Raw genomic sequence first — 19,045 nt, forward strand, 5'->3', positions numbered from 1 at the left:
AATTAACAGAATACAAAAACAAATGGGATTATATATCTAATGGCTATGGTGAAGATGGGTGGTTAATGGATGAAGAGGAGGAACAATGGATTGATTTCGTTAATTGTCACGGAGAAATTAGAAATGGAAAATCAATATCCAAAACTTGAAAAGATACAATATAGAACCATATTTATTCCTGTAATTACAGAACAAACTACCAATAAATCAGCATATCAAACAACCCCCTTTTGATAAACACATATTGAAAATAATAAAACACATAATTTAGAAGATTTATTACAAGTAATTAGAAGCCAAAACACAAAAGGAGAAACTCAAAAATTTGGAGATTGAATTGTGATAGAATTAAAACGAAGAAATACAATTGCCTAACACGGGATATGTTTTGACCCCTATAAAATAAGAGTTTTCTTTTAAATTTCGTTAGTTATATTATGCGCTAATCATTTCAGTTTAATTGACAATAATTTTAAAACCAATCAAATGACAAAAATATATACAAAGTCAGAATTTCAAGAATTGGAGTTCGATTCAAAATGTGTAATAATTGAAAGCCTGTTGACCAATGCGTATTTTGAGGGACAAGAAAAAATAGGTTTTCAAGTTGAAATAGATGAAAACAACAATCTATTGCCAGTTCCTAGCGAAATTAAAGAGATGGAAAGCAAAAAGTTTGAAGCTTTGATACTTGACCTAACTGAAAAGCTTTTTGCAGAAAAAATAGAAATTGAATTCGATACTGAATATTAAAGCTGCCCATAATAAATTTTAGTGGTTAACTATAGCCGACCAAAGAAAATAAAGACATGATCTTGGCGAATTCAATGCCATAAAACACGCGCTAACCAAAACGAATAGCTCATTTTATTATAGAATCATATAATTGAGGAATACTGATAGTTTTGTTTATATTCGAAAAGCAAAAAAAATGAGCAAGCATTTACTTTCAATTTCTAATTAAAACAAGCCTAAAAATAGATATGTCCACTAACAAACTAACCCTAGAAACCCTTGAATCTTGGCTATGGGATTCCGCTAACATATTAAGAGGAAGTATTGATTCCTCAGATTTTAAAAATTATATATTCGGATTGCTATTCTTAAAACGTTCCAACGACGTATTCGAAGAAGAAGTAGAGCAAATCATGAAACGTGACAAGGTCTCCAGAGAAATTGCCGAAGACGACACCTATTTCCAACTTCCACCAGAATCTCGCTGGGAAAGCATCAAGAAACACACCGAGAACATTGGCATTGCCTTAGATAAAGCCTTTGCCGCGATGGAGCGTGAAAACACCAGTTTAGAAGGTGTGATGACGGCCACCAAATTTGGAGATAAAGAAAAATTAAGCGACGAACTCCTACAACGTTTATTACGTCATTTCAATCAACATTCATTACGTAACGACCATCTAGAATCCAACGATTTGCTAGGTGATGCTTATGAATATCTCATTAAAATGTTTGCCGATGACGCAGGTAAAAAAGGAGGTGAATTCTACACACCTCGTGGTGTGGTTCAACTTATTGTTCAGCTTATAAAACCAGAACCAAAACAAAAGGTTTACGACCCTACTTGTGGGTCTGGCGGTATGTTAATTGAATCTGCCAGATATATAGCAGAGCAACCAAATGGTAAAGTAGGCAACAACATCAACGTGTCCTTATTTGGACAAGAAAAGAACCTAGGTACCTGGGCGATTGGAAAGCTAAACATGTTACTCCATAATTTTATGGACGCCGACATTCGCAAAGGCGATACGCTTATAAACCCACAGCATAAAAACGATAATAACGAACTTACACTTTTTGACAGAGTCATTGCTAATCCTCCTTTTTCTCAAAACGGTTGGTGGACACCAGCCGAAAATTCCATTGAAGTCAAACTCGATAAAAACGGAAAAGAGAAAAAGGTGTCTCCCAATTATAACAAAGTAGTAAGCGATCCTTACGGCCGTTTTCAGTTTGGAATTCCTCCAAGAGGTTATGCCGATTTAGCATTTCTACAACACATGATTGCCGTATTAAAACAAGACGGAAAAGCAGGCGTCGTTTTACCGCATGGCACGTTATTTAGATCGGGCTCAGAAGGAAAAATTAGACAAGGTTTATTAGAAGCCGATCTGGTGGAAGGCATTGTAGGCTTGCCTTCTGCCTTGTTTTACAATACAGGCATTCCAGCCTCCATCTGGATAATCAATAAAAACAAGACCGAAGTTCAAAAAGGCAAAGTGACCATTATTGATGCCAGTAGTGATTACAAAGAAGGTAAAAACCAAAATGAATTACTGGAAGCGCATGTTGCAAAAATTGTAAATGCTTATGATGACTCCACTGATGTCGATAAATACATGCGTATTGTTGACCTTAAAGAAATAGCCGATAACGATTACAACCTCAATATTTCACGATTTATTGATACCAGCGAACCTGAGGTTGAAGTGGATATTATAGCGGTGCATCAAAAGCTGGAAGTATTAGAGCAAAAGGAAGCTGAGATTGATAAGAAATTGGCTGAGTTTTTAAAGGAGTTGGGGATATGAAAGAATATATCAGCCATCCAAAACTTGGGAAAATACCTTCTAATTGGAAAAGTTCAAAGCTTTCTGAAATAGTAAATTTAGAACATGGTTTTCAGTTTAGAAAAGAAGATTTTACAGAGTCAGGTATTCCTGTAATAAAAATCAATAATATAATTGGAAATGATTTAAATCTAGATAATCTTTCATTTATAGATTCTTCGAGGCTTGAGGAGTTTACTAGGTTTCTAATAAAAAAAGATGACATATTGATGTCGTTAACCGGAAATATTGGAAGGGTACTTGAAGTTGGATCCATTCAAAGAGACTTTGTTCAAAACTATCGGGTGGGTAAATTCGTTCCAGTCAATAGTAATGAACTTTATAACCGATATATAAAGTATTTATTAAGCTCTCCTTTAGTTCTAAGTCAGTTTTTCAAGTTTTCAAATCAATCAGCACAAGCAAACTTTGGGAAACAAGATATGGATAAAGTTTGGGTCACAATTCCGACTTCTCCCTCAGAACAAGAAAAAATAGCCAACATCCTAAGCACCGTCGATGCTAAAATAGAAGTCATATCCCAACAAATTACCGAAACTCAAGAACTCAAAAAAGGTTTAATGCAGCGGTTGTTAACCAAAGGTATTGGTCACACTGAGTTTAAAGATTCGTCTTTGGGGGAGATTCCTAAGTGTTGGGACGTTATTCCAATCTATGAATTACGAAATAAACAAGATAGATATGGATTTACAGGTGGACCTTTTGGTTCAGATTTGAAGTCAGAACACTATACTGAAAATGGAGTTAAAATTATACAGTTACAAAATATCGGAGAAGGTGAGTTCATAGATAAAGGCACCACGTACACATCTAAAGAAAAAGCTGATGAGCTTTTTTCTTGTAATATATTTCCAAATGAAATAATTCTTGCAAAAATGGCCCCAGTTGCACGATGTTGTAAAGTCCCAAGTACTGACGAGAGATATGTAATGTGTTCAGATGGCATAAGGCTGTCTGTGGACACAAATAAATTTGATAATGAATTTGTATACCAAGCTCTAAATTCAAAATATTTTAGAGACGAAGCGGAATCAAAAAGTACCGGAACTACGAGAGCTAGAATTGGTTTGAAGGATTTAAAATTGATACCAATTCTAGTTCCTAAATATATAGATGAACAAAAAAAACTTGCCAATATTTTATCGACGGTAGATGGGAAACTAGACCTTTTATCCGAAAAGAAAACCACGTATCAAGAACTCAAACAAGGTTTAATGCAACAGTTATTAACGGGGAAAGTTCGTGTAAACGTTTAAATTTAAAAAAGTCTAAATTATGAAATTTGAAGTTTATTGTGATGAGAGCAGTCCAGAAGTTTTATGGGATAGAACAGCAAATAAATATTTGGTTCTTGGAAGTGTTTGGATACCGTCGGATTTTCGCGAGGAACTTAAAGAAGCTATCAAGCAAATTAAAAATAAACATAATTACAGAAATGAAATAAAATGGAATAAGGTTTCCCCTTCTTCATTTAACTTTTATAAGGCATTAGTGCATTATTTTTTTAGTACGGATAGTATTCGATTCAGAGCGATAATCGTGGAAGCTGATAAAGTTGACATGGTCAAATTCCATAATGACGATAGTGAGCTTAGTTTTTATAAATTCTATTACCAACTATTACATCATTGGATTTTAGATTTCAATGAATATTATATTTTTATTGATCACAAAATAAACAAAGATCTGAATAGAATCCATAATCTTAAAGACGTTTTGAATCAAGCCAATTTGTTTTCAAGTATTGAAAATGTTCAGGCGTTGCCATCACATGAATTGCTCGGAATTCAAATGGCTGATTTTTTAATGGGTGCGATAAATGGAAAGATGAATGGCAAGATTACTAGTGAGACTAAGAAAGAAATTATTAATGAAATTGAAAAACGATTAGGCCATGCAATTATGGCAACGCCTAAAGCAGAAGAAAAATTTAATATTTTTAAAATTAATCTTCAAGGTGGTTGGTAATGGCATATAAAAAGTTAAAACCACATAAGATTGATGAAGCAACTCGAGAAATTGAGCTGCGACAACTATGGAAAGTTGAATATTGCGATAATAATAAACCTGTTTTTACTCACGATGGAATTGAGGTAAGTTTTTATGAGGATATGTTTGACCATTGTTTTTTTGAAAGTGCTGAATGGAAGGAGAAAGATAAATCGATTTTATCATTGAATAGATTAGAAAAAATGTTGTGGATAAAAGACACTTTATCTGATATCAGCGCATTGATGAAACAAGGCTGGGACAGAAATAAAAAAAGGTATGTAAATAATAGAAGGGTAAATTTTGTTAAGGATGGATATATTGTAGTAATTTCTATAAATAAATCCTTAACAAAAGCAAGATTTATCACTGCTTTCGAATTTCAAAATGACGAGAAAAAACAGGAAGTTCTAAATAGTCCAGATTGGATTCGAGAAAAAAAGGCATAAAAAAACGCTGATTACTGGTTCAGCGTAGACCTTTTTAAATTCCAGACCTTAGGTAAAGAACACTGCAAATATACATACATTTTATGTATTTACAAAACTAATTATGTATATAGATAACTAATAAAGTAGAAGATGAATATTAGCCCAGAATATATCCATAGTGAACTCCCAGCAATAAAACTATTCCAACAATTGGGATATCAATATTTTGATGCTAGTATTCATGATGAACGTACAGACATTACCGAAGTACTTTTAAAGGATCGGCTATTAGCGTCCATTAAAAAAATAAACCCATGGATAAACGACAACAATCTCAATAAAGCTTATACCGAGTTAACATCGGTTAATGGCGCATCGTTAATGGAAATCAACCAAAAGATCTGGGAACTAATTCGAGGTGGCACGTTTACAGTAAAACAGGTTATTAATGGCGTTGAGGAGTTTAAGGCGGTTCATTATATTGATTATTTAAAGCCTGATAATAATGACTTTCTGGTGGTCAATCAGATACGCTTCCATGGCAGGTTTCAAAACTCTATTCCAGATCTGGTGGTCTATATTAATGGTTTACCTATTGGTATTATAGAATGCAAATCGCCAACCGCACAAAACGCATGGGATAAAGTGTTTAGCGATTTAGAGTATTATCAAAAGAACTCTGAAAAGCTATTTCACTTCAATCAAATTTGTGCTGGTATTTGGGATGTTGGCGGCAAGTATGGCGCCATCCATTCGCCACAGCAATTCTATTCGGTTTTTAAAACCAGTAAGGAAGATACCGACATAATCTCTCAATCAAAGAAAGAACAAGACAAATTAATCATCGCTTTATTCAAGAAAGAACGCCTTTTGGATATCATACGCCACTTTGTGTTGTTTGAATTGGAGGAAGGCCGCACTATTAAAAAGTTGCCGAGGTATCAGCAATTGCGAGCTACCAATAAAACCATAGCACGATTGCAAGCTGGTGAAGGTGGTGTGGTTTGGCATACACAGGGAAGCGGCAAGAGTTTGACCATGGTATATGTCGCCAGAAAATTACAAGCGCCAGAATTTGGTTTTGATAATCCTACAGTTATGATCATGACAGATCGTAAGGATTTGGACAGACAAATTACCACCACCTTTCAGAATGTTGGATTTAAGAATGTCAATCAAGCTTCCTCAGTCATTCATTTAGATAAATTACTGCGGAATGATTATGGCGGAATCATTACGACCACGCTTCAGAAATTCCAAGAAACCGATAAAGAATCCACCGATACTACCGACCAAACAGAATTGGAAGAACGTGGGAATCTGAGGATTGAAAAACTGCTTAATGATAAAACGCTTATCAAAATCACTAAAGAATTCCAAAAAGGAAAGTGGGTTGAAATAGAGCGTGAAGAAATAGATCTAGAAGAACTTTCCACAAAAGAGAACTTATATGTTTTAGTAGATGAAGCACACCGAAGCCATTACGGATTTCTAGCATCATTTATGCGTACGGTTTTACCAAACGCCAAGTTTGTTGCCTTTACCGGAACACCTATTTCAAAGGAAGATAAATCAACGCTTGGCGAATTTTATGGCGGCGATTATATCGATGTGTATACCATAACGGAAGCTGTTGCCGATGGTGCAACCGTGGAATTATTATATGATGAAGGCACTGCCTTATTAAGTGTCAAAAAAGAAGAACTTGACGAAGAGTTTGAAGCGAAATTTGGTCATTATTCTGAAGATAAAAAAGATAAATTAAAGCGAGAAGCTTTACGGAAGTATCAATTATCCAAAGAACGCATTGAAGTTATTGGCAAACACATGATTGACCATTTTAGAGATAAAATTTTTCCTGATGGACATAAAGCCATGATCGTTTGTAGTGGCCGTAAGGCAGCAATTAAATATCAGCAAACTTTACATCAATTAAGAGAAGAAGGCTATCACGATTTTGATTCTAAAGTGGTTGTGAGTATTGGTTCTCCTAAATCGGATGCCATTGCAAAAGACTATTACGAAACCTTAGAATGGAACCGCAATAATCCAACCAATCCAAAACCAATTTATGTCGTGCCACCAGAAGCTATAAAAGATGCTACGGATAATTTCAAGCTCCCTTTTGGCAACGAAGCCGAAACGGAAAAGTCTGGTAAAAAGAAGTTTGATAATACAGCTTTCATCATTGTGTCCGATATGTTATTGACCGGTTGGGATGCGCCAATTGCGTCCTGTTTATATTTAGATAAACCCTTGAAAGAGCATAATCTTTTGCAAGCCATTGCGCGAGTGAACCGTTCGAGGAAAGGAAAAAGTGCTGGATTTATTTTGGATTATAACGGCATTACCACCTATTTGATTCAGGCCTTGGAAATCTTCTCTGGCGATATTAGACCAGACGATATTTTAAAGAATATCAATGAAGAGTTTCCGAAGCTGGAAATGAACCACACCAAGCTGGTGGACTTCTTTAACCCTATGAAAATAGACCGAAAATACCATCGCAATGATTATATAGACGCTGCGGTTAGATATATAGAACCCATGAATCTGCGTGATGATTTTAAGGTGTTTTTAAAGGACTTTAATAAATCGATCAACATTGTGTTGCCAAATACAAAAGCACTAAAGTATCAGGACGATTTCAAGCTGTTCAATGAAATCAAATTAAGAGCTCGAAATGCGTTTCCAGATGATGACGAGCTGAAAATCAGCAAAGATGAAAGCAAGATGCTTCAAGGCATGATTGACGAACACTTGAAAGCTGAAGGTGTTGAAAATCTGTTGCGCGAACCCATATCTATTATTGACAAGGATAAGTTTAAGGAAGAAATCATGAATGCATCACCAGCCACCAAAGAGCTGAAGATGCGTAATAACTTAAAGCATACGATCAAAGTAGGTATCGATAAGAATCCAGATTTCTATAAACCTTTAGCACAGCGTCTCGACGAACTATTAAAGCAAAAAAAGGATGAACGCATCACGCAATTGGATTTACTGAAAGCGTATGCCGACATTCAAGACAAAATCATTGCTCAACAAAGAGAAGGTAAAGACAAAGGCTTCAACACAGAGCGAGAAAGAGCTGTTTATGATTCAATGAAGGTCATGTTTGGTTACGATGCCGAAGATGCTACAAAAACTATATTTGACCTCATCAAAGGCGAATTGAACATTGTAGGCTGGCAAGCTAAAGGGCAAGTTCAAAAAGATATTGAAAACAAGATTAGACGCTATTTAACAACAGCCAAAATAGAGCGAGAGGATGCCAAAGCAAAAGCAAAGGAGATGGTAGCTGTTTTAATAAAGAATGAAGATGCCTAGCGTACAATACGGACATAAAACTATACAGTATTCAGTTCTTGAAAAGGCAGAACTTAAATCGCACTATATCAGTGTTGCGAAGGGTGAAGGTGTTGTCTTAAAAGGCAAAGCCATATCTGATGACCACGCTCGTAAATTGATACTTAAAAAAGCAAAATGGATTATAGATAAGTTAGATCTTGTAAGCTACATTGGCGATGAAGCTATTGTTACAGGATCCAGAATTCAATATTTAGGAAGAAAATATTACGTTGAGATTTTTGTTGCTAATGATAGTGATGAAGTTTTCATTGATTTCACGGAATCTAAGTTTAAAGTCACTCTGCCCAAACATTTACATAACCAAACGTCAATTCAGCAAGCCTTTCAAGATTTTCTGAAAGTAAAAGCAGAAGAGAAAATCACACCTAGACTTCGAAAATGGTCAAAGACAACAGGGCTAGAATTTAACGCGCTGAAATTTATGCAACTTGAAAAGCGTTGGGGGAGTTGCACGCCTTCTAATAATATCATAATTAATGTAGAAGCGATTAAGCTACCTTTTTCTTTGATCGATTATCTTATTGTGCATGAATTGGTGCATACCAAAGTAAAAAGTCACTCCAAAGAATTCTGGGCTGAACTATCTAAGCATATTCCCAATTGGAAAGAACTGGATGAGAGGATGTATGGGATGAAGTTGTAGGAGAGGTAAAGTCTCGGTTCGATTAAAAAATGAAGCAACATGCATTTACCCGCCAAATGAAGGGTTTTCTATTTTCATGTTTTTAAGTTCTGCGCGTTCATTTTTTTCTTTGTTAACTCTGTAAATAGATACAGTCTTGAAACTTATATGTGATGCCATAAGTCCAGCCTTATGTTGGGGGATGGAATCTCAAAATGAGTGTTTCCGGGAAAAGAAATTTTGAGTTAGACAATTGGTATGCAATTCTTGTTTTCAAGTAGGACACCCAGCTTTTTGAATAGGACACCGAATAGGATACCTTTTTGATAAAATACTTGGAAGTTGTCATTTGGTTCCTTATAACCTAATGATGTCTATAAAGAGGATTAACCTCCTATAACACTAACTAGAAGTCAAAACCGACCAAAACAAAAAAGAGCTACATTTTCATGTAACTCTTTCTCTGCTCCTCCTTTTGGGCTCGAACCAATCCCGAAAGCTTTCGGGACTCGATTAACAGTCCTTGTATTTCTGCAATAATTTAAGGTTGATCTCCTCGAACTTGACAAGATTTTGAATTTAGATCTTGCTCTTCATTCTTTTGATATGCGTTTCAATCGACAAGCCTTGTCTCTTTGATGAACAGTCGATTTTATGATAGAGCGCCCAATCCTTTGCGTTATGGGTATATTTTCTCTGCTCTGGGTTTTGATGAAATATCAAGCGCAAATCCAGATTTGAAGTATAGCCGACGTAAAACCGATCGAGTTTTTCAGAATATAAAATGTACACACGATGATTCATGCGCCTAAGCTAAACAAAAAAGAGCTACATTTTCATGTAACTCTTTCTCTGCTCCTCCTCTTGGGCTCGAACCAATCCCGAAAGCTTTCGGGACTCGATTAACAGTCCTTGTATTTCTGCAATGGTTTAAGGTTGATCTCCTCGAACTTGGCAAGATTTTGAATTTAGATCTTGCTCTTCATTCTTTTGATATGCGTTTCAATCGATAAGCCTTGTCGCTTTGATGAACAGTCGATTTTATGATAGAGCGCCCAATCCTTTGCGTTATGGGTATATTTTCTCTGCTCTGGGTTTTGATGGAATATCAAGCGCAAATCCAGATTTGAAGTATAGCCGACGTAAAACCGATCGAGTTTTTCAGAATATAAAATGTACACACAATGATTCATGCGACTAAGCTAAACAAAAAAGAGCTACATTTTCATGTAACTCTTTTTTTGCTCCTCCTCTTGGGCTCGAACCAATCCCGAAAGCTTTCGGGACTCGATTAACAGTCCTTGTATTTCTGCAATAGTTCAAGGTTGATCTCCTCGAACTTGGCAAGATTTTGAATTTAGATCTTGCTCTTCATTCTTTTGATATGCGTTTCAATCGACAGAATATAAAATGTACACACGGTGATTCATGCGACTAAGCTAAACAAAAAAGAGCTACATTTTCATGTAACTCTTTCTCTGCTCCTCCTCTTGGGCTCGAACCAAGGACCCTCTGATTAACAGTCAGATGCTCTAACCAACTGAGCTAAGGAGGAGTGTTTATCGCTTTAGCGAGCTTGTCTTCTGCAAGCAGGCGCAAATATATATCATTTTTAAAGTTAAACAAAATGACTTTTGTCTTTTATTCAAAATTTTTTCAAAGAAAGCTGCAAGTGCTTTAGTGTGAAGTTAGAAACACGGCGCGAATCTCGAATGTTCACTAGATCCAATCATTGATATTGGCAGACAATACCATAACGATCAAAATGATGAATCCTACCAACTGCGCGCGTTCCAAGAATTTTTCGCTTGGTGCACGGCCCGATACCATCTCATAAAGTAAGAACATCACGTGGCCACCATCTAAGGCAGGTATTGGCAGTAAATTTAACACGCCCAACATAACCGATAAAAAGGCTGTCAACACCCAAAAGGCTTGCCAGCTCCAAAATGGAGGGAAAATATCGAAGATGGCCTTAAAGCCACCCACGCCCTTATAGGCGCCTGTGCTTGGGTTGAAAATTGCTTTTAATTGTGCACCATATTTCTGCATCGTCTCTACAAAATCGCGTCCCCCTTCTGCAAAACTCTCTCCAAAAGTATAGGTTTGTAAGGTAATGTCGAAATAGCCTAGCTCAGCAAATCTATCTCTATCCATTCCTGGAAAGATGCCGAATTTACCATTTTCATCTACTTTCAATGTTGCAGTAAATTCATCATTACCTCTCAAAACACCAACTTGGACCGTTTTATTTTTATAATTGGCCATGATAGAATTCAATTGATCAAAGTACTTGAGCTCTTGGCCTTCAATGGAGGTTATGATATCCTCAACCTTAAGATCTGAAGATTTGTTGAATGAAGAGTCCGCTATTTCCCCAACCATAAATGGGATGCGTCGCTCGAAAAGTTGTCTGCTATCTGCTGAAGTAAACTGACCTAAAAAATCTTCTGGGAGCGCAATGACCTTCGTCTCGCCATCCCTGTCAATGGTAAAGTTCTCTGCACCAATGATGTTTGATCTCACATCATAGTCATTCACAACCTCCATGTCGTTGACCTTTAGTATTTTGTCGCCAGTCTTGAAGCCGATATCTTGAAGCAATTGATTTTCAATCCAATACCCATCCTTCAAACTAGCAAGGCTTGTGGTTTTATCACCATAGGCAAAGGCCAAGCCCACATAAATAAAATAGGCTAGAATAAAATTGACAGTTACACCACCAAGCATGATGATCAAACGCTGCCACGCTGGCTTAGAACGGAACTCCCAAGGTTGTGGCTCTTGAGCCATTTGTTCCTTGTCCATGCTCTCGTCAATCATGCCGGCGATCTTCACATAGCCACCAAGTGGTAACCAGCCAATACCGTAAACCGTGTCGCCAATTTTTTTCTTGAAAAGTGAAAACTTGACATCAAAAAAGAGATAGAATTTTTCTACTCTGGTTCCAAATAATTTTGCTGGTATAAAATGTCCTAATTCGTGAAGCACGATTAGTAGTGAAAGACTCAGTAAAAATTGGGAAATCTTTATTACAAACTCCATGTATTGCTAATCAAAAAAAATTATAAGTTGCGAAAGTACGGTTTTAACGTGGGTTAGAAAACTAAATTTATTTCACAACTAATTTTTTAACACCGATTTGGTAATAACACCATCTGTGGTTTTTAACTGTAAGATCAACAGGCCGGAGGCCATGCTTGAAATATCAATCGTGGCTGAAAACTCTGAATCATAAAGGGTTTGACCCAAAATGTTGTAAATTTTCAGTTCTGAAACCTGCAGTGCTTCCGCCTTTTTGATATGGATGAGGTCTGAACTGGGATTTGGATACACGGTAATTCCTGTATCAAAAGCAAATGCATCTGTACCTAAAACGACTGTATTGTTCCTGGAAATAATATCAGATTCAGGATCAAAAATGAGCGTTTGCACGTCAAAGTTGACGGTTTCTGTATAGCTTTGGTTGTTGCTGCTATTATTTAAAACGAGGTCTTGGGATTGCCCATTATTGCCCAGTAGTCTTAGGGTTACCGGTGATTCAAAAAAGGACACCGATGGATGACTTTGGGTTTGTGAAATTGTTAAATGGAGTGCGGTGGCTTCGGGTTGGTTCCAGTTGATGGTGTAACTTGGGTAGCCTTCATTGAAAAGCCAATCCTCGAAAAATTCGGAAAGCTCAGTTTCTGTTTCGGTTTCTACCACGGAAATAAAATCTGCTGTTTTAGCGTAACCATAAGTGAGATCTGGAGCATCGAGATAGGCTTGCAGCGCCCCAAAAAATGGAGCATCCCCAAGTTTCTTCCGAAGCATATGAATGACCATAGCTGCTTTATTGTAGCTAAGCCTTCCGCTAAAAATCCTTCCAACGTTAAGGGTATCGGCGTCGCTAATATAAACGGCACCGTCGGGTTGGAGGGTTATGGAGCCATTGACTTGCTGTTTCCAAGTGGTGAATTCGTCGTTGCCATCAAAGTTTTCAATGACCAGTCCAGACATGTAGGTCGCAAAACCTTCATTGAGCCAGATGTCTTTCCAACTGCCACAAGTCACTTTATTGCCAAACCATTGGTGGCCTAATTCATGCGCGATCAAATTTCTGCCCAAACTCCCCATAAAAGAGACCGTGGTATGCTCCATGCCACCTCCCCAGCCAAATTGGGCATGACCATATTTTTCGTTGGCGAAAGGATACTCTTCAAAGAGATCACTGTAAAGGTTCATGATGTCTACGGTCACAGGGGTTCGTGCCTGTGCATAGGCTAAGTCTTCGGGATATACGTAATTAACGATATCAAAGGGGCTACCGTTGTTATCTACTGTATGTGAATAGACCTCATAATTGGTGGCAGCAATGGCCACCAAATAAGCAGGAATGGGATAACGGTGTTTAAAATGTGTGGTTTTATTGCTGCCAGAGATGGTTTGGCTTTGCTCCAAGCCATTGGAAACTGCAACGTAATCTTGATTGGAGGGTGTTTTGATTGGTGTCGTTAAAAACACATCAATAGAATCAATCTTATCAATGAGATCCTGTTTGCACGGCCACCATGCCTTCGCGCCATAAGGCTCGGAAAGTGTCCAGATTATAGGTTCATTGTCATGCGTAGTTTGCTCAAAGGAGCCAAAACCAGAACTAATGGGGTTGCCCGAATAAGCCACCGTCAACGAGTCCAATTGACCGGCAGCTTGATTGGTTGGCAGGCTTATAACCAATTCGTCGTTGGCATTTTGGGTAAAGGAAAGACTGTTGCCGCGTTGTAAAACTGCGCTAACGACCATATTGGAGGCCAGGTCGAAGGTAATGGCATCCATATCGCTTTTGGCTTCAAAATAGGTGGTAACTTCGCCGTCTATGAAGGCTACGGAAGGATTGACCTCCAATTCCAATCTATTGTATTTTAAATCGTAATTGCCGGTATTGAGATTGGCGCGCTGCATCATTTTGCCTAAGGCAGATTTGGCTTCTGCCTCACGAATGTTATTGATGGTTTCATTGTAATCTTGTGCAAAAACTGTAAATCCTATGAGAGAACATAGGCTAAGTAGACGTGTTTTCATGAAGTTATATTTTCTTTATAGCGTGTTAAAAGTACTCATTTTTGATGGCTTGTGTCGTATTTTTGCACCCAAAATATAGCTAACCCTAATTAGCACTTATGTTATCCTACATCAAAAAATTCAAGTTATTTTTTATTTCCTTAGCCATTTTGTCAATCATCATTATGGCGATCATCTACAACATTTTGAATGTTGAGCAACCATTACCCGTTTACCAGCCGGTTAGAATAGATGCCTCGCTGGTGGATAGTACCATTCAGAATAAAAGAAAATACCACAGCATTGCCAATTTTAAACTCATCAACCAAAATGGCGATACCATAACCGAAGCCGATTACAAGGATAAAATCTATGTGGCCGATTTCTTTTTTACCACCTGCCAAACCATTTGCCCCATCATGACCGATCAAATGTACAGGGTGCAAGAGGCTATTTTGGAGGATGATGAGGTAAAATTGTTATCCCATAGTGTCACGCCCGAAATCGATTCGGTGGCACAATTGAAACGTTATGCGATAGAAAAAGGGGTCAACGATGCCAAATGGAATCTGGTCACGGGTGATAGAAAGCAAATTTATGACCTTGCTAGAAAATCATATTTGGTAGTCAAGGATGATGGCTTGCAAGATTACGGGATGATCCATACCGAGAATTTTGCCCTCATCGATAAGGATAAGCAAATTAGAGGCATGTATGATGGTACCAGTAAAGCTTCAGTAGATTCCTTGTTGGTGGCGATCAAAAAGCTGAAAAAATCCTATAAATAATTCCAAAGTCTTTAACAAAAGCTAATCGTATGTTGGATGTCAGTCTGAGCGCAGTCGAAGACATTTGGAAAATCGGTTGATTTGTCATTTCTACTGGCTCAATATGACGCGGTCTAATTGTGGCATGGTCCAAAAAATAATTCATAAAAATTCTGGCTGAAGATAATTTTCTTATTTTTCCGAAGGATAATAATTCAATTGGATGATTTTGCCATGAATGTGATGGACGAAATATGATTTTAAAGCGTATTCAAACCGATAAAAGCGGTTGAAGATTGGTATAAGAAGTCCTAAGTCTTTTTTGGTCTTATGTAAGACTCAAAAAATGATATATCGTTCTTCCAAAAAAATATTGGTACAACGAATTGAATAAATAAATTCAACAAAGATGAATTGGTTGCTACTCATCATCGCGGGCTTATTTGAAGTTGCCTTTGCGTTCTGTCTCGGGAAAGCCAAGCACGCCTCAGGAAACGAAACCCTTTATTGGTACCTTGGCTTTTTGGTGTGCTTGATAGTGAGCATGTCGCTTTTGGTAAGGGTCACACAAGAACTTCCCATTGGCACCGCCTATGCCGTTTGGACAGGGATTGGAGCAGTGGGAACGGTTTTGATAGGTATTTTTATCTTTAAGGAACCTGCCACCTTTGCGCGGGTGTTTTTCATTTGTACTTTAATTGCATCCATTATTGGATTGAAGCTGGTTTCACAGTAGCATATTAGCGCTTTGAAAATTCACAACAAGTGAGATTGGTGAAATCACTTCAGAAATTAAGGTATTTCAAACATTAGAAAATTTGCTTCTGAAAGCATTTAGAACTAACCAAACCGCCGTTTCTATCGGGAACGTTAAATTCAGTCATTTAAATCCACCACAATTTTTTTACGCTGAATAATTCTGTTATTTTTGCTTCTTTAAAATCAATCTAAATAAGACTTGCAAATTACCTTAGCACAACTAAAAAGAGGGCAACATGGCATTATTGCCGATGTGTCTTCGATACATATCCCGCTTAAGTTATTGGAGATGGGCTGTTTGCCAGGTAATCTGGTAGAATTGGTGCAAGTGGCACCATTCTCCGACCCCATGTATCTCAACATCAATGGCACCCATTTGGCCATAAGAAAAGAAACTGCGCTACATATTATAATAGACCTTCCCGATGTCTAAACAAATTAATGTCGCTCTTATTGGCAACCCAAATACTGGTAAAACATCGGTGTTCAATGCACTCACAGGTTTAAACCAAAAGGTGGGTAATTATCCCGGTATCACCGTAGAAAAAAAGCAAGGACTTTGCAAATTGCCTAGAGGCGTCAAAGCGCATATTATAGATTTGCCAGGGACTTATAGTTTAAATGCATCCTCATTAGATGAAAATGTGGTGATTGAACTGTTGCTCAATAAAAACGACAAGGATTTTCCTGATGTTGCCGTTGTGGTAAGTGATGTGGAGAATCTAAAGCGAAATTTGCTCTTATTTACCCAAATCAAGGATTTGGAGATCCCCACAATCTTGGTCATCAACATGTCTGACCGCATGCGGAAAAAAGGCATTTTGCTCGACATTCCGCTTTTGGAGAAAGAACTTAATACAAAGATCGCGTTAGTAAGTACCAGAAAGCGCGAGGGCATTGACAATCTCAAACAATTAATTGCAGATTACAGGAAGCTCTCAACCGAGCCTTGCCTGAAAGCTTCAGAGATAGACAGCGTTTATTTTGATAGTCTCAAGGAGGCTTTTCCCAATCAATTGCTCTATAAATTATGGTTGGTCATCACACAAGATGTCAACTTTGGTAAAACCGATCGCAATGAAATTGAAACCATCAACAGTTTCAAGACCAAAAGTAAGGCAGACCTAAAGCGCTTGCAACAAAAGGAGACCATTAAACGCTATCAGTTTATCAATAATACGCTTAAAAAAGGACAGACGGTTGACTTGGCCTCTGCCACCGATTTACGCATTAAATTAGATCGCATCTTGACCCACAAAGTCTGGGGCTATTTGATTTTCGGAGTGATTTTGTTGACGATTTTTCAAGCGATTTACGATTGGGCACAAGTCCCTATGGATTTGATCGATAGGCTATTTGTGTTTTTAAGTGAATGGACCAAATCAGCCCTGCCAAGTGGCGTGTTTACAAGTTTACTGGCTGAAGGAATCATTCCAGGGCTTGGCGGTATTGTGATTTTCATTCCGCAGATTGCCTTTTTGTTTTTGTTCATTTCCTTGTTGGAAGAAAGTGGGTATATGAGCAGGGTTGTGTTTTTGATGGATCGCATCATGCGTCGTTTTGGGTTGAGTGGTAAAAGTGTGGTTCCCTTGATCTCTGGAACCGCTTGTGCTATACCCGCAATTATGGCCACCAGAAACATAGAAAGCTGGAAAGAACGCTTGATCACTATTTTGGTAACGCCATTCACAACCTGTTCTGCGCGTTTGCCAGTGTATTTGATCATTATAGAATTGGTAATTCCTGAAGGAAGGTTTTTAGGATTGGGCTACCAGCCGCTAACCTTAATGCTGTTATACATTATTGGTTTTGCAACTGCACTCGTTTCAGCGTGGATGTTGGATCGGATTTTAAAGATCAAGAAAAAGACCTTTTTTGTGGTTGAGATGCCCAATTATAAGTTGCCCTTATTTAAAAATGTGGCCATAACCGTGATTGAGAAAACCAAAGCCTTCGTGTTTGGTGCAGGGAAAATCATCTTGGCCATTTCCATAATATTATGGTTTTTGGCGTCTTATGGCCCAGGAGATGATTTTAATAACGCTGCAGAAATTGTTTCGGCCCAAAGCAGCTCAAAGGATTTTTCTTCGGAAGAATTACGGGAAGAAATCGCATCTTATAAATTAGAGCATTCCTATATTGGTATCGCAGGCCATGCTATTGAACCAGCGATTAGGCCCTTGGGCTACGACTGGAAAATAGGGATTGCCATTGTGAGTTCTTTCGCGGCGAGGGAAGTTTTTGTAGGCACCTTGGCGACCATTTATAGTGTGGGCAGTGGTGATCAAGAAACCATAAAATCACGAATGGCTGGGGAGGTTAATCCTATTTTGGGCGGACCACTATTTAATTTTGCCAGTGGGATTTCATTGTTGTTGTTTTATGCCTTTGCCATGCAGTGTGCGAGTACCTTGGCAATTGTAAAAAAAGAGACCAATACCTGGAAATGGCCAATGCTTCAGCTTTTTATCATGAGCGGTTTTGCTTATGTTGTGGCTTTGGTGGCCTATCAATTGCTGATTTGAAACTGGATTAAAATTTCGTTAAAGCCTAGTATTCTTAGGTTTTCGAAGATTTTATCTTTAAATTATAGCTAGTGCTTTTAATTTCTTAAAAATGAGAGCTTATTATGAACACGATCATTCAAAATATACTGGTATTTTCAGCTCTGGCCTATGCGATTTGGTATTTGTTGCGTAAGTTCGGTATTCTTCCGAAGCGAAAAAAAGCATCATCCAAAGCCTGCGGTGGGGATGATGGTTGCGGTTGCCATTAATTCAGGAACATTTTTCAGCAGCTTTAAAGCGTTTCTAAGAATAAGTTTTTGGCTACACTTTGCGATACTACCAGTTCCTTATCCTTCAGTTTTATTTTTACCGATTGGTCAAAGGGCTCCTTATGAACCACTTCAAAACTCGTTCCCAAGCCTATTTGGTTGCTGTCCAAATATTTCAAAAATTGCGACGAGTCGTCTTTCACACCAATACAGCGATAGGATTTGTTTTCCAAGGCCTGTGTTAGGGTAATTTTTTCAATAGTGTTGAATTTGCCATTCTTGTCTGGAATGGGGTCGCCATGGGGATCATACTTCGGAAACTCTAAAAAACGGTCGAGCTCGTCAATTAGTTTTTCAGATTTGATATGCTCCAATTGTTCAGCCACATCATGAACCTCATCCCATTTGAAGTTCAATTTTTCCACTAAAAATGTTTCCCACAAGCGATGTTTCCGAATCACCTTAACCGCATGTGAACGCCCAGCATCAGATAGGGTGGCGCCTTGGTAGGGCACATGGATCAACATTTGCTTATCTGCCAATTTTTTGACCATATCGGTAGCAGAGGAAGCCTTGGTTTGCATCTCCTCAGCAAGTGCATTTGTAGAGACACCACTGCCACTAAGTTGCTCTAAATGATAAATGGCTTTCAAATAATTTTCTTCAGATAAGGTCACAGGCTTACAATTTTAGGTAAAGATATA

At 37.9% G+C, this 19,045-nt stretch carries 17 protein-coding genes and 1 tRNA gene; 12 read left to right on the forward strand and 6 right to left on the reverse strand.

The genetic code is table 11. The features are described from left to right. Window positions 1-486 precede the first annotated feature (486 nt). From ESY88_RS11415 to ESY88_RS11445, 7 genes are all read left to right on the forward strand, one after another. Window positions 487-753 (forward strand): hypothetical protein, encoded by a 267-nt coding sequence (locus ESY88_RS11415; protein ID WP_147085967.1) that lies wholly within the window; start codon window positions 487-489, stop codon window positions 751-753. 230 nt (window positions 754-983) lie between these two features. Beyond that, window positions 984-2,546 (forward strand): type I restriction-modification system subunit M, encoded by a 1,563-nt coding sequence (locus ESY88_RS11420; protein ID WP_147085966.1) that lies wholly within the window; start codon window positions 984-986, stop codon window positions 2,544-2,546. Beyond that, window positions 2,543-3,841 (forward strand): restriction endonuclease subunit S, encoded by a 1,299-nt coding sequence (locus ESY88_RS11425; RefSeq protein WP_147085965.1) that lies wholly within the window; start codon window positions 2,543-2,545, stop codon window positions 3,839-3,841. The genes ESY88_RS11420 and ESY88_RS11425 overlap by 4 nt, the downstream gene beginning before the upstream one ends. A gap of 19 nt (window positions 3,842-3,860) precedes the next feature. Then, window positions 3,861-4,553, forward strand: a complete 693-nt coding sequence (locus tag ESY88_RS11430; protein ID WP_147085964.1) for a DUF3800 domain-containing protein — start codon at window positions 3,861-3,863, stop codon at window positions 4,551-4,553. Continuing rightward, window positions 4,553-5,023 (forward strand): hypothetical protein, encoded by a 471-nt coding sequence (locus ESY88_RS11435; RefSeq protein WP_147085963.1) that lies wholly within the window; start codon window positions 4,553-4,555, stop codon window positions 5,021-5,023. The genes ESY88_RS11430 and ESY88_RS11435 overlap by 1 nt, the downstream gene beginning before the upstream one ends. 132 nt (window positions 5,024-5,155) lie before the next feature. After that, window positions 5,156-8,335: a type I restriction endonuclease subunit R gene (locus ESY88_RS11440; RefSeq protein ID WP_147085962.1), complete on the forward strand. Its 3,180-nt coding sequence runs from the start codon at window positions 5,156-5,158 to the stop codon at window positions 8,333-8,335. Continuing rightward, window positions 8,328-9,020 (forward strand): M48 family metallopeptidase, encoded by a 693-nt coding sequence (locus ESY88_RS11445; RefSeq protein ID WP_147085961.1) that lies wholly within the window; start codon window positions 8,328-8,330, stop codon window positions 9,018-9,020. The genes ESY88_RS11440 and ESY88_RS11445 overlap by 8 nt, the downstream gene beginning before the upstream one ends. 558 nt (window positions 9,021-9,578) lie before the next feature. On the opposite strand, the gene ESY88_RS11450 is transcribed toward ESY88_RS11445, so the two are convergent. From ESY88_RS11450 to ESY88_RS11470, 5 genes are all read right to left on the reverse strand, one after another. Beyond that, entirely contained in the window at window positions 9,579-9,803 is a 225-nt protein-coding gene (locus ESY88_RS11450) for a GIY-YIG nuclease family protein (protein WP_147085960.1), read from the reverse strand. A gap of 164 nt (window positions 9,804-9,967) precedes the next feature. Continuing rightward, window positions 9,968-10,192, reverse strand: coding sequence for a GIY-YIG nuclease family protein (locus ESY88_RS11455; protein ID WP_147085959.1), 225 nt, complete (start codon window positions 10,190-10,192; stop codon window positions 9,968-9,970). A 288-nt stretch (window positions 10,193-10,480) separates the two neighbouring features. Further along, window positions 10,481-10,554 (reverse strand) — tRNA-Asn (locus ESY88_RS11460). Window positions 10,555-10,718: 164 nt separating this feature from the next. After that, window positions 10,719-12,044, reverse strand: coding sequence for an RIP metalloprotease RseP (gene rseP / locus ESY88_RS11465; RefSeq protein WP_147085958.1), 1,326 nt, complete (start codon window positions 12,042-12,044; stop codon window positions 10,719-10,721). Window positions 12,045-12,122: 78 nt separating this feature from the next. Beyond that, the gene (locus tag ESY88_RS11470; protein ID WP_147085957.1) at window positions 12,123-14,060 is read right to left on the reverse strand and encodes a M1 family aminopeptidase; all 1,938 of its coding nucleotides are present in this window, start codon (window positions 14,058-14,060) and stop codon (window positions 12,123-12,125) included. Between the two features lie 98 nt (window positions 14,061-14,158). Between ESY88_RS11470 and ESY88_RS11475 the strand changes: the two genes are divergently transcribed. The 5 genes from ESY88_RS11475 to ESY88_RS11495 all read left to right on the forward strand — a co-directional run bounded on the left by ESY88_RS11475 (window position 14,159) and on the right by ESY88_RS11495 (window position 18,341). After that, window positions 14,159-14,827 (forward strand): SCO family protein, encoded by a 669-nt coding sequence (locus tag ESY88_RS11475; protein WP_147085956.1) that lies wholly within the window; start codon window positions 14,159-14,161, stop codon window positions 14,825-14,827. A 388-nt stretch (window positions 14,828-15,215) separates the two neighbouring features. Then, a complete protein-coding gene (locus tag ESY88_RS11480) occupies window positions 15,216-15,542 on the forward strand; it encodes a DMT family transporter (RefSeq protein WP_147085955.1) in 327 nt (108 codons plus the stop codon). Window positions 15,543-15,764: 222 nt separating this feature from the next. After that, window positions 15,765-15,998, forward strand: coding sequence for a FeoA family protein (locus ESY88_RS11485; RefSeq protein WP_147085954.1), 234 nt, complete (start codon window positions 15,765-15,767; stop codon window positions 15,996-15,998). After that, complete coding sequence (feoB, locus tag ESY88_RS11490) at window positions 15,991-18,090, forward strand: ferrous iron transport protein B (RefSeq protein ID WP_147085953.1); 2,100 nt, start codon at window positions 15,991-15,993, stop codon at window positions 18,088-18,090. The genes ESY88_RS11485 and feoB overlap by 8 nt, the downstream gene beginning before the upstream one ends. A gap of 104 nt (window positions 18,091-18,194) precedes the next feature. Next, window positions 18,195-18,341 carry a FeoB-associated Cys-rich membrane protein gene (locus ESY88_RS11495; protein ID WP_147085952.1) on the forward strand — a complete coding sequence of 49 codons (147 nt, stop codon included), beginning with the start codon at window positions 18,195-18,197 and terminating at the stop codon, window positions 18,339-18,341. Window positions 18,342-18,364: 23 nt separating this feature from the next. Here ESY88_RS11495 and ESY88_RS11500 read toward each other — a convergent pair whose 3' ends face one another. Beyond that, on the reverse strand, window positions 18,365-19,018 hold the full coding sequence (locus ESY88_RS11500; RefSeq protein WP_147085951.1) for a metal-dependent transcriptional regulator: 654 nt from the start codon (window positions 19,016-19,018) through the stop codon (window positions 18,365-18,367). Between the last annotated feature and the right edge of the window lie 27 nt (window positions 19,019-19,045).

Origin of the sequence: Subsaximicrobium wynnwilliamsii (assembly GCF_007997225.1) — a bacterium.
GTDB classification, from domain to species: domain Bacteria; phylum Bacteroidota; class Bacteroidia; order Flavobacteriales; family Flavobacteriaceae; genus Psychroserpens; species Psychroserpens wynnwilliamsii.

What these genes read in the sequence shown, in the direction of transcription:
- rseP (WP_147085958.1), bottom strand. Translation starts at nt 12,044, where the DNA reads ATGGAGTTTGTAATAAAGATTTCCCAATTTTTACTGAGTCTTTCACTA.
- ESY88_RS11495 (WP_147085952.1), top strand. Translation starts at nt 18,195, where the DNA reads ATGAACACGATCATTCAAAATATACTGGTATTTTCAGCTCTGGCCTAT.
- ESY88_RS11435 (WP_147085963.1), top strand. Translation starts at nt 4,553, where the DNA reads ATGGCATATAAAAAGTTAAAACCACATAAGATTGATGAAGCAACTCGA.
- ESY88_RS11470 (WP_147085957.1), bottom strand. Translation starts at nt 14,060, where the DNA reads ATGAAAACACGTCTACTTAGCCTATGTTCTCTCATAGGATTTACAGTT.
- ESY88_RS11480 (WP_147085955.1), top strand. Translation starts at nt 15,216, where the DNA reads ATGAATTGGTTGCTACTCATCATCGCGGGCTTATTTGAAGTTGCCTTT.
- ESY88_RS11430 (WP_147085964.1), top strand. Translation starts at nt 3,861, where the DNA reads ATGAAATTTGAAGTTTATTGTGATGAGAGCAGTCCAGAAGTTTTATGG.
- ESY88_RS11440 (WP_147085962.1), top strand. Translation starts at nt 5,156, where the DNA reads ATGAATATTAGCCCAGAATATATCCATAGTGAACTCCCAGCAATAAAA.
- ESY88_RS11455 (WP_147085959.1), bottom strand. Translation starts at nt 10,192, where the DNA reads ATGAATCATTGTGTGTACATTTTATATTCTGAAAAACTCGATCGGTTT.
- feoB (WP_147085953.1), top strand. Translation starts at nt 15,991, where the DNA reads ATGTCTAAACAAATTAATGTCGCTCTTATTGGCAACCCAAATACTGGT.
- ESY88_RS11450 (WP_147085960.1), bottom strand. Translation starts at nt 9,803, where the DNA reads ATGAATCATCGTGTGTACATTTTATATTCTGAAAAACTCGATCGGTTT.
- ESY88_RS11425 (WP_147085965.1), top strand. Translation starts at nt 2,543, where the DNA reads ATGAAAGAATATATCAGCCATCCAAAACTTGGGAAAATACCTTCTAAT.
- ESY88_RS11415 (WP_147085967.1), top strand. Translation starts at nt 487, where the DNA reads ATGACAAAAATATATACAAAGTCAGAATTTCAAGAATTGGAGTTCGAT.
- ESY88_RS11475 (WP_147085956.1), top strand. Translation starts at nt 14,159, where the DNA reads ATGTTATCCTACATCAAAAAATTCAAGTTATTTTTTATTTCCTTAGCC.
- ESY88_RS11420 (WP_147085966.1), top strand. Translation starts at nt 984, where the DNA reads ATGTCCACTAACAAACTAACCCTAGAAACCCTTGAATCTTGGCTATGG.
- ESY88_RS11445 (WP_147085961.1), top strand. Translation starts at nt 8,328, where the DNA reads ATGCCTAGCGTACAATACGGACATAAAACTATACAGTATTCAGTTCTT.